This window comes from Tessaracoccus lapidicaptus (assembly GCF_001693815.1).
GTDB classification, from domain to species: domain Bacteria; phylum Actinomycetota; class Actinomycetes; order Propionibacteriales; family Propionibacteriaceae; genus Arachnia; species Arachnia lapidicapta.
Window position 1 is genome coordinate 16,486 of sequence record NZ_MBQD01000002.1, and the last position, 14,936, is coordinate 31,421.

Sequence of the window (14,936 nt, forward strand, 5' to 3'; positions counted from 1 at the left end):
ATTGAGGAAAGGGACGAGGAGGGACAGGGTTCGGGCGCTGGTGGGGTGTGGGACGTCGGTGGCCCGCACCCCGCGATGAGCGATCTCAGAGGCTCCACCTCCTGCCGCGGCTCCGGCGGACGCTGCGGACGTAGGCGGCGAACGCGGATCCGATGAGCAGCAGCCCGACCAGGAGGTGGGGCAGGCTGCCGTCGCCGCCGACCAGAGGCAGGTCGGCCGCCGGCACGTCGGTCACCGAGATCCGGAACCCGTCCGCCGTGATGAGCGGGCTGGCCGAGGCCGGATCCAGGGTGATCTGTGCGGTGGTGAGGTGGAACTTGATGGGCTGCGCGAGCAGCTGGAACCCGGCCGGCGCCTTCGACTCCACCAGCCAGTAATCGCGATTGACGATGAGGTTGGTGGTGGTGAAGGTGCTGGTGCTGCCGGCCACGGGTGTGAGGACGTCGCCGGTGCCGGGGTCGGGGCCGGTGGGGTCGGCGGCGTAGATCGTGAACTCGGTGCCGGCGATGGTCATCTCGCAGGTGGGCAGGCCGACGTCGCAGTTGGTGCCCATCTTGTAGACGGTGACCACCTTGCCCAGCGGGGTGACGGTGGCCTGCGCGGTGTCCTCGCGGGGGCCCAGGCCGTCGTTGGGCTGGATGGGCTGGCCGTTCTCGTCGAGCGCCCGCTCCACCACCAGGCCGGTGACGGTGACGGTGTTGACGGTGGGGCCCTCCTCGCCGAGCTCGTCGAGCGTGCAGGTGTAGCGGTGCGTCTCGCCGGGGTTGAGGTAGCCGTCGGCGTCGGCGTCGCCGCTGGCATAGGCGAGCGTGCCCGCGGTGCAGACCGGGTCCTGGACGGTGAGTAGGACGGCGTTGATGCTGTCGCGGAAGTCACCGAAGGGCGCGGTGATGGAGTGCGAGATGTCGATGGCGTAGCTGACGGGCTGTCCCGGCTCACCCAGGATGTCGTCGCCCGGCTCCGCGATGGCGGTGTCGGCAGTCTTGACGACCGTGAAGGTGGGGTTGAGGACGAAGACCTGCGCGACGGCCGGGCCCGGGGTGTATTTGTTGCCCAGGTAGTCCGTGGACTGGCCGAGGGTGAACGTGTTGAGGAGGGCGTAGGAAGTGGTGCCATCCTCCAGGGCGTTCATCGGCGTGGTGCAGGTGAAGTACAGCTCCTCACCGGGGTCGAGCCGACCGTCACCATCGGCGTCGGCGGGGGCCGCGAACGGCACGGGCACCATGGGCGCGCACTTGTCGTCGACGGGGGTGCCGAGGCTCGACGGCGCGAACCAGGTCTGGCCGGTGTTGCGGACCGTGTAGTGGTAGGTGACGTCGGATCCGAGGCCCACGTAGTCGCTGTCCACCTGCTTGAGCAGGATGAGCTCCGGGGTGAGGACGCGGACGTTGGTGGAGTCGCTGTCGCTGACCGTGCCCGCAAGGGTGGTGTCGCCCACCGTGATGGAGTAGGCGCCCACGGCCTGGACGGCGGTGGTGACCGTGCCGGAGTAGCCGCCGTCGAGCAGGCCGGCGTCGTAGGTGTAGAGCCACACCTCACCCGGGTCGAGCAGCCCGTCCTTGTCCAGGTCGCCGTTGTTGAAGCCGTCGTTGTCGGCGTCCACGGGAACCGGCGGGGTGGTGGTGCCGTCGTCGGTCAGGGTGACCGCGAGCGGGACGTCGCCGGGGTTGGTGACCGTGTAGAGGTACATGATGTCGTTCGTCTTGCCGACCGTCAGCGGGGTCTCCGCCGGGGCGTCCACGGCCTGGGCCGCGGTCGTGGTGCTGGAGTCGTAGACCTTCTTGTCCACCACGATGGCCGGGTTGATGACGTCCACGTTCACGGCGACGGGCGCGTTGTCCTCCACGGGGGTGCCGAAGATCAGGGCGTTGCCGGTCGCCGTCACGGTGGCTCCGGTGACGTCGTCGGTGAGCGGCGCGGTCGTGCAGGTGTAGGTCCACGTCTCGGCGATGTCGAGGATGCCGTCGTTGTTGGTGTCTCCGCCGGTGTAGGTGAGCGACGTGCAGTTCGACGCCTTCACGGCGGGGTTGGTGATGGCCACGTCGCCGGTGTTGTCGAGGGTGTAGGTGTAGCTGACCGTGCCGCCGGACAGGATGGTGCTGTTGGTCGGGTCAGCCGTGATCTCGATCGACGGGTGGAGCACCTTGACGTTGGCGGTGGCATCGTCGGTGACGGTGCCGCCCGCGGTGTCGGTGAAGGTGGCGGTCACCGTGTTCGGGACGTCGTCCGGGGCGTCGGGATAGGGATCGGGATTCGTCTCACCGTACGGCGAGGAGACCGTGTTGGTGCAGGAGTACCGCCAGATCTCGCCGACCTGCAGGACGTCGTCGGAGTTCAGGTCACCGGTGCGAGCCGAGAGAGTGCCGGCGTCGCAGAGCGGGTCGCTGATGCTGACGAAGGTCAGATCCGAGTTGCCGGTGTTGCGCACCTCGAACTGGTATTTCACCACGTTGTTCGCTGCGTTCGCCCACGTCTCGATCGCGGTCTTGGTGATCTCGACGGACGGGTCGAGGTACGGGGTGGACACCGCGGCGCTGACCGGGGCGGTCTGCTGGGTGCTGGTCACGGACGCCAGGTTGGAGAACTGGTACCCGTCCGCGGGCGCGCCCGTCACGGTCACCGGGATGGTGAAGGTCAGGACGTCGGTCGGGTTCAGGTTGTAAGGGCCACCGACCGAGGTCAGGGTCGGAGGATCGCCGGCGGTCACGCCGGTGGCGGGGGTGGTTCCGGTGATGGTGACGTTGTCGATCCAGAAGTCCTTGTTGCCGTTTACCACGATCTTGACGATCTGGCCGTCGATGAGCTGAGTCGAATCGACGGGGAGGAGCGTGTTACCCCACGCCGTCGTCGAAACCGGGCATCCCTCGTCGGTTCCGTTGGGGAAGGTCTTCACGATCTGGGTGCCGACGTACACGGTCAGGGTGTCGCCACCGTCGAAATTCTCGCGCCTGCAGTCGAACGAGATGGTCGCGGTGCTCGCCGCAGCCAGGTTCACCGTCCGCTGCACGCCCCTGCCGTCACCGGGGTTGAACCACAGGGACGGCGCCGGGTTTCCATTGGCCGTGGTGGTGTCGATCCTGATGTTGTTGTCGGCAGGATTCGTGGTCTCGCCGATCTCGGTCCACTCTGAGGCCCAGCCCGAGCCGGTCGAGTAGGACCGAGTGGTGGCCCCGCTCGTGCCGAAGCCGTCGGTCGCGGTGAGGGTGAACTCCGGCTTGTCGACAGTGACGGACCCGTCGAGGCTCAGGCCGGCAGGCAGAGCGTCGGTGATGGTCACGCCTGTCTGGTTGGTGGTGCCCGTGTTGGTGACCTTCACCTCGTAGTACATGGTGTCGCCCTCGCGCAGCGGGCCGGCCTTGGAGGCGGTCTTCGAGATGGAGAGGCCCGGGGTGCCGGGCATGACCGGCTCGGTGTCCGTCGCGGTCTTGGTTGTGCCGAACGGATCGGTACCGGTGGCGGTCACGGTATTGACGACCGTGCCCTTGATGATCTCCACGTTGTCGAGGTAGAGCTGGTCGTCCTTGAAGTCCGCTGCGGCCCGGAAGCGGATCGCGGTGTTCGCGGACGCGTAGCTGCTGATATTGACCGAGACCTGCGTCCAGGCCGTATCCACGGTGTTCGATCCGGTTCCGGTGATCGTCGCCAGCACCGGCGTCGACCAGGTGGTGCCTCCGTCTTTGGACGCCTCAACGTACAGATTCGCGGGGGTGTCGTTGAAGCCTGCCGACCGGAAGTAGCGGAAGTTGAGGGACGCGCTGGCCGCGCCGCTGAGGTCAACGCGGCGAGTGAGGGAGGTCTGGTTGCCGGCGTGCTGGACGACATTGCCGTTCGCGGTCCCGCCGGGAAGTGCAGAGCCGCTGACGACAGTGATGTTCGTCCCGGCGGTCCAGCCGGCCAACCACCCGGTGCCGCCGGTCCACGAGATGGCATCGAACGAGTCCGAGGCCACCGTCGTCAGCGTGGGCGAGGTGGGGGTCGTCGCCGAGCAGAGCACGTCGTAGCTCTCACCCGCCGCGAGGGTGGGGATGGTGGCCACGGAACAGGTTCCCGGCCAGCCGTCGGTGGTGCTGACGTCGGTGAGCGGCACGTTACCGGTGTTGGTCACGGTGATCCTGAAGGTGGCGTCCTTGCCCGGGGCGGGCAACTGTCCGGCGGGCTCCAGGGCCTTGGTGACGCTGATCGCGGGGTTGGACACGGTCACGGTGGCCCACGCCACTCCCGAGACAGTGAGTCCGGCTGCGTCCTTCGCGGTCACCTTGACCACGTTCTGCTTGGTGAAGGTATCGCCGTCGATGGCCTTGCCGGGGCTCCCGTCGAACGCGACGGCGACGTCGCCGGTGGTGGACGTGACGGTCTTGGTGCAGCTATAGCGCCAGATCTCGCGGTCGACGCCGAGGTAGGGCTCGTTGAGCAGCCCGTCGCCGTTCAGGTCGCCGGTGGGCCCGGTGACGGTGCAGGTGGGGTTGTCGGTGACCACCACGTTTGACAGCGGATTGTCGCCGGTGTTGCGCACGGTGTACTCGTAGGTCACGGAACCGCCGCCGTTGGGCACGATCAACGGGGTTGCGGTCTTGGTGATCTGGATGCCCGAATTGACCACGCGGGTGGAGGCATGGGCGCTGTTGTTCGTCAGGTCGGGATCCGGGGTGGTGGCGGTGACCTCCACGTTGTTGACCACGGTGGTGCCGGCTGCGGCCGCGGCGGCTGTCGCGGTGACCTGGATGGTGCGCACCTGCCCGACGGCGACCGATCCCAGCTCCCACGTGAGCACCTGGCCCGACACGGTGGTCGGCGTGGGGGTCGCGGACGCATAGGTCAGCCCCGCCGGCAGCGTGTCGGTAACCACTACGCCGGTGGCGGGGGCCGGGCCGGTGTTGGTGACCGAGAGCGTGTAGGTGACCTGGCCGCCGATCGCGGTGGCAGTCTTGTCGGCCGTCTTGGTGATAGAGACGTCCGCGATCGGCATCACCGTGGTGGTGTCGGCGTCGAAGACCGTGCGCAGGCAGGCGTCGACGACAACCAGCCGCACCTGGCACGGGGTGGCCGACGACACCGACGGGGCCGTCCACGTGGTGCTGATGGTGCCGCCCGGGCTGGAGCCTGTCTTGGTGGCGAAAGTGCCGCCGCAGGTGTCCTGCCAGGTGTACTGGTAGTTCGGCGAACCCGAGCCGAGCTCGATGGTGGCCGAGACCGGAACCGTAGCGCCGGAGGGCGTGGAATCGTTGACCTGGGAGGTGTCCATGACGACGTGGGGTGCGTTGTCGGCACCGCTCAGGAGGACGAAGTTGAAGAACGCCCGCTGGGCGGGAGTGTCGCCGACGGTGCCCTTGTTGATGCTGTGGCTGGCCTCGTACATGACCATGCCGCGGTTGGGGTCGTCGAACGCCCGCCCGTAGATGGCCGCCACCGCGACGCCTGGGGAGTTAAGCGGCACGTCTGCCTGCGTCGGATCCCAGGCGATGTAGCGGACGCCGTCACGCCAGCGACTAACCCCGGTGAGCGCAGGGTATTTCGACTCGGGGTTTGGCATGTAGATCGACTCGGAGCCGTTCTGCTGTGCCAGTTCGGTGGCGCCGATGAACTGGACAACGGGGTCGCTCCGGTCCGCGATGGTGGTGCCCGGAGTGGTGTAGCTGAGGCCCGACGTGCCGGTGAGTGACCCGTAGTAGTACGGCGGACTGGCGTCGTTGTGGGCGCCATAATCGAGCGTCCCCTCAGTGGAGAGGAAGTTCAGGGCCGGCCTGTTCGGCACGGTGGGGTCCGCGATGTTCTCCAGAACACTCACGGCGTGGCACCCCGCCCAGATGTAGCCCTTCTCGTCACGGTTCCAGCTCAGCAGCCGCTGGTGGGTGGCCCAGGTGGGGTCGGCGTGGGGCATGACGTACAGGTCATCGCAGGGGCCGAGCTGGCTGGGGAGCTTGTAGTTGTACGACAGTTGGGTGTTCGCGGGGATCTTGGCGTTGGTGTAGAAGCCGGCTGCGATGGACCCGTTCTGCGCGTCAAGCGTGGCACGTGGCCAGTAGGTGAGTTTCTCGAAGTACGGGGCCGTGAATGCGGCGGTGGACTTGTCCACCCGCACGGCCGTGAGCGCCGCGGCGGAGATGAGTGAGGTCAGCACCGAGTCGGTCATGAACTCGGCCGGGATGACGAACGCTCCGGAATAGTACGACTTGGTGACGGGTGCCGCCGTGGTGTTGTAGGGGCTGCGAACGGTGGTGGTGATGTCGGGCGGAAGGTTGGTGCGGCTCGGGGCGGTCTGGACCTGACCGGTCTTTCCGTCTGCGATGATCCAGTACACCGGGACCCGTGCCGACGTGAGCAGCTGGTAAAGGAGCCCGTAGGGCTGGAGGCCCTCCGGCTTGGGCTGAACGCCCGTGGTAGATGTGCCCATCCAGGAGCTGTCGATGATGTAGGAGCCGGCCGCGAACGTCTTGGTGGGGCGCGGATCCGCCGCCACCGCCGTCTCGTCGCTCAACGTCGCCAGCGACAAGGGCAGCATCATCAGCAGGGCGAGGAGCCATGCCACCTGTCGCCTTGGGGCGGAGCGCTGGCTGCTGACGTGGGGGACTGGCCCCACCGAGGCAGCGTGCTGCACCTGCAACGTCCTCACCCCCGGTAAATTCTGTGACGCACCGACTAAAGCAGTTGACCGTCGATAGATAACTTTCGGGCGAAGGAAATTGACGGACAAGCTACGGAATCTTGATGCGTTCTTGATGGACTGCCCTCGCGAGTCGCCCGTCGATGCGAGGAATCTGACATGCTGATGGGGTGAGTGGAGCAGCGCCGGGCCCCGCGCCCCTGGCGACGATGTGTGATCTCCCGGCTGCGGTTCCGTGGAGAGCGATTTTCGAGCATTCCATGGACCCCATGGAGTTGTTGCGCCCGCAAAGAGACACGACGGGCCTCATTCGCGACCTGGAAATTCGAGCGGTCAATCCCGCCTTCGAGGCGGCTACGGGTCGGCGCGCGGCTGACCTTGTGGGCCAGGGTCTGGCGAGCTCGTTCCCCGAGATGGACCCAGGGATCTTCGAGTCTTTCTGTGCTGTGGCGGACGGATCTACTCCACTGAGCCTCAACTCGGTGCCCTTGCGGTCAGCCATTCATGCTGGCACGGTTCACTTCTTCGATGTTCGCGCGGTCCGTCTCGACATCGACCTCCTGCTCGTCACCTACCGAGACGTCACCGACCAGGTGCAAGCGGTAGAGCGCCTCAAGCACAGCGAGAACCTCTACCGCCTGGTCTCGGACACGTCCAATGATCTGGTCCTCATCGTCGCTCAAGACACCATCGTCTGGTCATCCCCCGCGAGCGAACGGCTCCTCGGGCTCCTGCCAGAGACGCTCATTGGCCAGGACTGGACAGCTTGGATCGACCCGGAGCATCGGGAGGAAATGGGTGCGTTCCGCACACAACTCGTCACGACAAGCCACGGGACCACGCGCACCAAGGTTATGGGTGCCGACGGCACGAGGCACTGGGTGTCGATGACGGCCGGGCCGTACACCGACGATCGCGGACATCCGATCGGCTTCCTGATCACACTTCGACTGATCGATGCAGAGGTGGCAGCAGAGGACCGAACGCGGGCGCTGCTGCGGCAGCGAGAGCTCATACTCACCAACGCCCCAGTGGGGGTGTTTCGCCTCCGTCTTTACCCCGACGCGGTCAAGACGGACTACATCACTGAGCGAGGCGAGCGTCTCCTGATCGGCCGCCGAGGGACATGTCTGCCCTTGCGATGCCTGACCGATGGCACCGTGTCCGCCGCCGACGTCGATGAGCTGTGGGCCCGTGCCGCTGAGGCGGCGAGCACCGGGGGTCCGGTGGTCTGCGACGTAGAGGGCGATGACGCGCTGGGGTGGATCCGTATCACGGCCTACGTATCGCGCGACACCGACGGGAATCTGATCATAGACGGCGTCATCGAGGACATCACGCGATTGAGACAACACGAAGTGGCTCTGCAAACAGAGACCCTGGCTGCAATGGACAGGGCAGAGAGACTCCAGCGGCAGGTGAACCTGGAGAAGTCTGTCATCGCCTCGCTCGGGCATGACCTGCGCACACCTCTCTCCACAATCATGTCTTCCGCGTCCGCCCTGAACTCCTCAGACACCCGGCTCACAGACTTGGAGCGATGCGAGCTTTCGCGCGGTATCGCCGCGAGCGCCGAGCGCCTCAGCCAGCTCATCGAATCTCTCATAGACCTGCGCCGAATCGAGACGGGAGGCTTCACCGCCCGGCTGGAATCCACGACTTTGCTCGCCGTCCTTGAGGCCCCGTTGGGTCGGGTGCTCGTCCCGATAGAGCTCGACATCCCCACCGATCTGCCCGATCTCCTGGCCGATCGAGCGCTCTTAGAGCGGTCAGTGGAAAATCTGATCGACAACGCTGTTCGTCATTCACCACAGGGCGTACCGGTTCTAGTTCGCGGGCGTCGGAACGGAGACGCGATCGACCTCGAGATCATTGATAGCGGCGAGGGAGTACCGGCCGAGCTCTATGAGGACATGTTCTCGCCCTTCCGTCGCCTCAATGGAACAACCAGAGGCGGGCTGGGCCTCGGCCTTCCCATCGCGAAGGGTTTCGCAGAAGCCATGGGCATGACGCTGACCCCCTCAGCCACCCCGGGCGGGGGACTGACCATGACCCTTCGGATACGGACAACCCATGGCTGACATCCTTCTGGTTGAGGATGACGACAAACTGAGGCGCTCCCTCACCATCAGCCTCAAGTCCCGAGGCTTCCGCGTGACAGAAGCAACAAGTGCTCGCGCGGCCATCACCGCTGCTCGCTCTGCCGAGCCCGACCTCATCGTCCTCGGCCTGGGCCTCCCAGATATGGATGGATTAGAGCTGATTGGGATACTGCGATCGCTGACGAACGAACCACTCCTTGTGCTCTCCGCACGCACCCTCCAGTCGGACAAAGTATGCGCACTCGAGGCCGGAGCCGATGACTTCGTCACCAAGCCCTTCGGCCTGGAGGAACTCGTGGCACGCGTGCGAGCCGCATTGCGTCGAGCAGCGCGTCCAGCAACCACTCCGTGGGTCGAGACTCCGACCTTCACCCTGGACTTCTCCGCCATGAGTGCAACCGTCGACGGCGCACCTGTACGGCTCACGCCCACCGAATGGAAACTCGTCCGACTCTTGACTGAACGAGTCGGTGAAGCCATCACGTCCGAAGACATCCTCAGCGAGGTGTGGGGACCGACTTACGTTAAGCAGACGCACTACCTGCGCGTCTACATGGCGCAGCTGAGGAAAAAGCTTGAGCACGGGCCTCAATCCCCACGTCACTTCCTCACGGTGCCCGGCGTCGGCTATCGCTTCCAGGCATAGTCGTATTGGCCCTGCCGGCGAAGTAGCTCGACAACCTGCCTAGTTCGGCGTGCGCGCCGCGCCGCTAGATCAGGCGCCGCGGCCGACTCACTGTCGTTCTTGTTCGTACCCCCCCGGATCCGAAGTCGCACACACCCACTGCACCATCGGAGGGTCTGTGCGCGTTAGGCGGCCGAGTCCGGGGTTCTAGTGGGCATGGTTGTGTCGTTGCACAAGCTCACCGCGGGGTCCGGGTACGACTACCTGACCCGGCAGGTTGCTGCGCACGACACGACGGAAAAGGGCCATGCGACGCTGGCCTCCTACTACTCGGAACGCGGCGAGGCGCCCGGGTCGTGGCGGGGCCGTGGGCTCGCGGGTCTCGGCGACCTTTCCGTCGGTGACGTCGTCACAGCGGAGCAGATGAGTGCCCTGTTCGGCGCCGGCTTCCACCCGAACATGCAGGCCCGCCTGTCCGCATTGCCGAGCGACGCGACAAAGGCGATGGTCACCGAGGCTGCCCGCCTCGGCCAGCCCTTCCCTGTGCACGGGGCGGTCAACGAGTTCCGCCTGGAGGTGGAGAAGCGCACCGCAGCATGGCGCGTCTCGGAGGGGGTGCCGACAACGGCGACGGTGCCCACCGACGTCCGAGCCGACATCGTGAATCACGTCGCGAGGGAGACGTTCGAGGCGCGCATCGGCCGCCTGCCAACGACCCCAGAACTGGGCGCGGAGGTGTCCCGGTTGAGCCGGGAACCGTCGACTGCGTGCGCAGGTTTCGACATGACGTTCACTCCGGTGAAGTCGGTCTCGGCACTCTGGGCGATCGCCCCGCGTGACGTTGCCGAGGCGATCGAACGGGCCCACGACGCGGCGGTCGATGACGCGCTCCGGTTCTTGGAGGATGAGGCGTTGTACTCGCGCGCCGGTCACGCGGGTGTGCGGCAGATCGATGTCCGGGGCCTCATCGCAGCCTCATTCACACATCGCGATTCCCGCGCCGGCGATCCGAACCTTCACACCCACGTCGCGATTGCGAACAAGGTGCAGGGCTTGGACGGGAAGTGGCGTTCCATCGACGGCCGCCTCATCTACCAGGCTCGGGTGGCGGTGAGCGAGACCTACAACACGCAGCTGGAGGCACACCTGCGCGAGGCGCTCGGGCTGGAGTTCGTCGAGCGCGAGCCCGGCACGCTGGAGCGACGAGCGGTCCGGGAGGTTGTTGGGATTCCCTCCGAGCTGGTGGAACTGTGGTCCTCACGCAGAGCGCTGATCGAGTCTCGTCAGTCGGAGCTTGCGGCTGAGTTTCAGACGCGCCATGATCGTCCTCCCACGCCGGCGGAAGCGATCCGGCTGGCCCAGCAGGCCACCCTCGAAACCAGGGATGCGAAGCACCCACCCCGCTCGCATGAGGAGCAACGCAGAACCTGGCGGGCACAGGCAGAAGCAGCGATCGGCGTGGCAGGGATCGGGCGCGCCCTCGCCCACTCGCTTGGTCGCGCCACTACGTCGCGCGTCGACATCACGGAGGTCCTGTTGGACCGCGTGGCGGGTGAAGTGGTGGACCGGGTCGCGCGGTCGCGGGCTTCGTGGCAGGTCTGGCACCTGCGCGGTGAGGCGTCCCGGCGGTCCCGCGAACTCGCCACCACCTCGAATCAGGCTGAACTCCTCACCACGGAACTCCTCGACCGAGCACTCGCCATCTCGGTTCCCTTGACCGTCGTCGGGGACGGGATCGAAGAGCCCCCAGAACTGCGCCGAGTCGACGGCTCCTCAATGTACGAGGTCGCCGGATCTCGCCTCTACACCTCGCCGGCCGTGCTCGACGCGGAACGGCGAATCGTGGCAGCCGGCTCGCTCGCCGCGGGCCGCCAGGCTCCTGATTTCGCAGTGGAGATCGCCTTGCTGGAGTCGACCGCCAACGGAGTCTCGCTGAACGATGGGCAGGCACGCCTGGTGCGGGCCATGGCCACCAGCGGTGCCCAACTGCAGCTGGGGCTGGCCGCCGCGGGCACGGGGAAGACGACCGCGATGCGGGTCCTCACCCGGGCCTGGGAGGAGTCCGGCGGCAGAGTCCTGGGCCTGGCGCCGTCGGCTGCCGCGGCCGCGGTCCTCGCAGAGGCGACGGGTGACGCCACCACCATCGCCAAACTGCTCTGGGACCTCCACCACGGCGATTCCGATCAGGTGGATGCGGCGACGCTGATCATCGTGGACGAGGCAGGAATGGCCGACACCCTCTCCCTCGCCGAGCTCCTCGACTTCGCCCTCCCCCGAGGCGCCTGCGTTCGCCTGATCGGCGACGACCGGCAGCTGTCCGCCATCGGCGCGGGCGGCGTGATGCGCGACCTGCGACGCGTGCACGGCGCCGTCGAGCTCGACGAGGTGCTGCGCTTCGTCGACAACGGCGAGAAGGCCGCCTCCCTCGCCCTCCGGCAGGGGGACCCCACCGCGCTGGGCTGGTACCTCGACCATGACCGCATCCATGCGGGCAGTTCCGAAACGGCGCTGGACGGCGCGCTCCAAGCCTGGAAGGCCGACACCGACCGTGGCCTCGACTCGCTGATGCTGGCCAGCACCCGTCAGGACGTCGCCGAACTCAACCGCCGTGCCCGCCAGTTGCTCCTTCCCGAGGACGCCTTGGCCGTTGCGTTGTCCGACGGCAACCTGGCAGGCGTCGGCGATGTGATCCTCACCAGGCGCAACGATCGACGCCTCCGGACCTCCACCACTGGCTTCGTCATGAACGGCGACCGCTGGATCGTCCAGACCGTCAACCGCGACGGCGGGCTCCTGGTTCGGCACCGCACCACCGGGCACCGCGCGTGGCTACCCGCGGCCTACGTCGCCGACCACACGGAACTCGGCTACGCCACCACCATCCACACCGCCCAAGGCTCAACCGTCGACACCGCCCACACCGTCCTCAGCGGCACGGAGAGCCGCCAACTCCTCTACGTCGCCATGACCCGCGGGCGACAGGCCAACCACAGCTACGTCACCACCGTCGGGCAGGGTGACCCACACTCCGCCTTCGTGCCAGAGACGCTGCGGCCGCCCACCGCAGTCGAGATCCTCGAATCCGTACTCGCCCGGGACGGCGCCGCCCGCTCCGTCACCAGCGACATCGCGCACGCCCACGATGCGGCCGTGCGGCTCGCGGACGCGGTCAACCGGTACCGGGACGCGCTGACCGTCGCCCTCGAGCACCGCCACGCCCCCGAGCTGGAGATCCTCGACCATGGGGCCGACGACGTCGTCCCTGGCCTCACCGATGCCAATGCCTGGCCAACTCTGCGGCACCGGCTCCTCGCGGCCACCGACGGTACCGCCCCGCTCGATGATCTACGCCGGATCGCAGCCGGCCACCGCTTCGAGGACATCGCAGACCCTGCAGCTTCCCTGGCCACCCTCATCCCCGAACCCACGGGCGGGCCCCTCCCCTGGCTCCCCCGCATCCCGGCTTCCCTAGCCGACGACGAGCGCTGGGGTCCCTACCTCACCGCACGCGCCCAGCACGTGACCAGCCTCGCTGCACAGGTCCGCCTCGACGCGCTGCAGGCCCCGACCCCGACCTGGGCACCCAGCGACACGAACCTTCCACAGCACCTGCTCGGCGATGTGGCCGTGTGGCGAGCCGCCACGGACGTCGACCCCGAGGACCGCCACCCCACCGGAGGACGCGCGCAGGACGGATCCGCGCGGCACTACCAGAACCAGCTCGACAGGGAACTCCTGACCGCGATACCGAGCCTGGGCGTGGCGCAACTGCGCGCCCTGGGTCAGGGCCTGGACCACGACCCCGGCGTCATCGGGCTGGCCAGGCACCTCACCCTGCTCGGCGAACGCGGGATCCCAGCTGGGGCCCTCGTCGCCAACGCGCTGGCAGAAGGACCACTCCCCGCAGAGCGACCCGCCGCGGCCCTCTACTGGCGGATCCTGCAGCGCCAGACGGACGCCGAGCCGTCGGTGGCCTACACCGTCGAGCCGCACGTCGATCAGCCATCATCCCGGCCACGGCCCGAACACCTACGACGTCCATCACGACACACCGGAGGTCCCCGCCGATGACCACGTCCCGCCGATTTGAGGGGAGCAAGCCACGGCGCGCGCTACGGCTTCATGCGCTCACTTCGCATAACGCGCTCCATCGCCATCCGCAGCCGAAGGAGAGCTACTCCGGGACTCGTCACCCGCGCCACCGCATCGATGACGCGAGCGGCCTGCGCACTCGTCAGGTTCTCCGAGAGGTCCTCCGCCGTCGCGATGCCGGCAAGGAAGGCGATGTCTGAGAGGTGGCGCGCAGGATCCCGATCAGAGACGTTCAGCAACGCCGAGGCCTTCGCCACAACCGCACCGAGCAGCGACGGGACAGGCACGGTGAAATGATGATCAGCCACCGCCAAGGTCCACAGTCGGCTCAGGTCCGTAGCCCACTGGACTCCGTGCGACTGAACACCGGGACGCCCGTTGGCCGATGGCTGGCCACGCGCCCCGAGGCCCGCCGGCAACAGCAGGTCAACCCGAACCTCGCCTCCACCGTCGAGTTTCTTGTACCAACGATGCTCGACACCGCTGGGGTGGAGAACCGGCCGAAGCCCCAGCTCCTGGACCGCGCCCGAGATGGACGGAAACGCCGACGGGTTGGCCCGGGCGGCAATCCCGGCGTCAAGATCGGTTGTCGCTCGGGTCGGAACAGCCCCTGCGCGCCACCCATGGAACTGCACCATCTGGCCACCGACAATCGTCCATCCGCCCGGAACGCGCTGGTAGAGCCGTCCGGCCAGCAGCCAGGCCTCACGCTGAGCCGACGGCACCCACTCCGGCATCCTCACCGGTGGCCGCAGAGGAGTCACCGTCGCCTCACTTCGGACAGGCATTCAGCAACGGCCCGGTCATTCCTGCCCCCACCCGCATCGGCAACATCGACCAGACACGCCGCCAGATCCACCCTGACCACCGGCTCGGAACGCAACAGCACGTTTCCGTCCGGGACCGCCACTAGCAATAGATCCCAGATCACGCCCTCCCGATCGGACTCCGCGACGTGCGGCTCCAGCAGTGCCCCACCCGCCAAACCAAGCGCAGGATGCGCGGCGCCACCAGGGCTGAGCCGAGAATCCGCGAATAACTCCGCAGCGTCCCCCTGAAATGAGAACCGACCCACATCACAGCGACGCGGCAGCCATGCCCGCAATAACGACGCCGGCTCCTCGCTGGCCCGCAACTGCTCCCACCGACGTCGCAGGCGCGAACGCTCCCGATCCTGCAGCCCTTGCCACGACACACCAGCCGGCTCACCGAAACCCTGGCCGATCAGATCCACCATTGCCCGAGCCATCCGTGCCGACATCGGCCTCACGCTCGGCCGACGCGCCACCTCAAAGCTCGCCAACTCCCCTTCGGCAATGGCCCAACTTCGACCCAGTCGAACCGCATGGAGACGCCCGTCGCCGATCAACTGCACAACACGTTGACGACTCACGCCGAGCCGTTCCGCTGCTTCAGCCACCGACAGTCCCACCATGCCACAAGCCTAGACGTACCAAAAGACTAGTGGCAAGATACGACTCGCACTTCGAGCTTACGGTCTGTGCCCACGAAGCCG

General features: G+C 67.1%; 6 protein-coding genes. 3 read left to right on the forward strand and 3 right to left on the reverse strand.

Features of this window, described 5'->3' with window-relative positions; genetic code table 11:
• Window positions 1–85: 85 nt before the first annotated feature.
• Window positions 86–6,526 carry a CLIPPER-2 domain-containing protein gene (locus BCR15_RS00750; protein ID WP_068749531.1) on the reverse strand — a complete coding sequence of 2,147 codons (6,441 nt, stop codon included), beginning with the start codon at window positions 6,524–6,526 and terminating at the stop codon, window positions 86–88.
• Window positions 6,527–6,870: 344 nt separating this feature from the next.
• Between BCR15_RS00750 and BCR15_RS00755 the strand changes: the two genes are divergently transcribed.
• The 3 genes from BCR15_RS00755 (at window position 6,871) to mobF (ending at window position 13,399) form a co-directional block, all read left to right on the forward strand.
• The gene (locus tag BCR15_RS00755; protein ID WP_176715159.1) at window positions 6,871–8,682 is read left to right on the forward strand and encodes a PAS domain-containing sensor histidine kinase; all 1,812 of its coding nucleotides are present in this window, start codon (window positions 6,871–6,873) and stop codon (window positions 8,680–8,682) included.
• Window positions 8,675–9,349 carry a response regulator gene (locus tag BCR15_RS00760; RefSeq protein WP_068749533.1) on the forward strand — a complete coding sequence of 225 codons (675 nt, stop codon included), beginning with the start codon at window positions 8,675–8,677 and terminating at the stop codon, window positions 9,347–9,349. The genes BCR15_RS00755 and BCR15_RS00760 overlap by 8 nt, the downstream gene beginning before the upstream one ends.
• Before the next feature lie 207 nt (window positions 9,350–9,556).
• Window positions 9,557–13,399 carry a MobF family relaxase gene (gene mobF / locus BCR15_RS00765; protein ID WP_176715160.1) on the forward strand — a complete coding sequence of 1,281 codons (3,843 nt, stop codon included), beginning with the start codon at window positions 9,557–9,559 and terminating at the stop codon, window positions 13,397–13,399.
• Window positions 13,400–13,440: 41 nt separating this feature from the next.
• On the opposite strand, the gene BCR15_RS00770 is transcribed toward mobF, so the two are convergent.
• Complete coding sequence (locus BCR15_RS00770; RefSeq protein WP_068749535.1) at window positions 13,441–14,145, reverse strand: hypothetical protein; 705 nt, start codon at window positions 14,143–14,145, stop codon at window positions 13,441–13,443.
• Between the two features lie 35 nt (window positions 14,146–14,180).
• A complete protein-coding gene (locus BCR15_RS14190) occupies window positions 14,181–14,855 on the reverse strand; it encodes a helix-turn-helix domain-containing protein (RefSeq protein ID WP_083196538.1) in 675 nt (224 codons plus the stop codon).
• Between the last annotated feature and the right edge of the window lie 81 nt (window positions 14,856–14,936).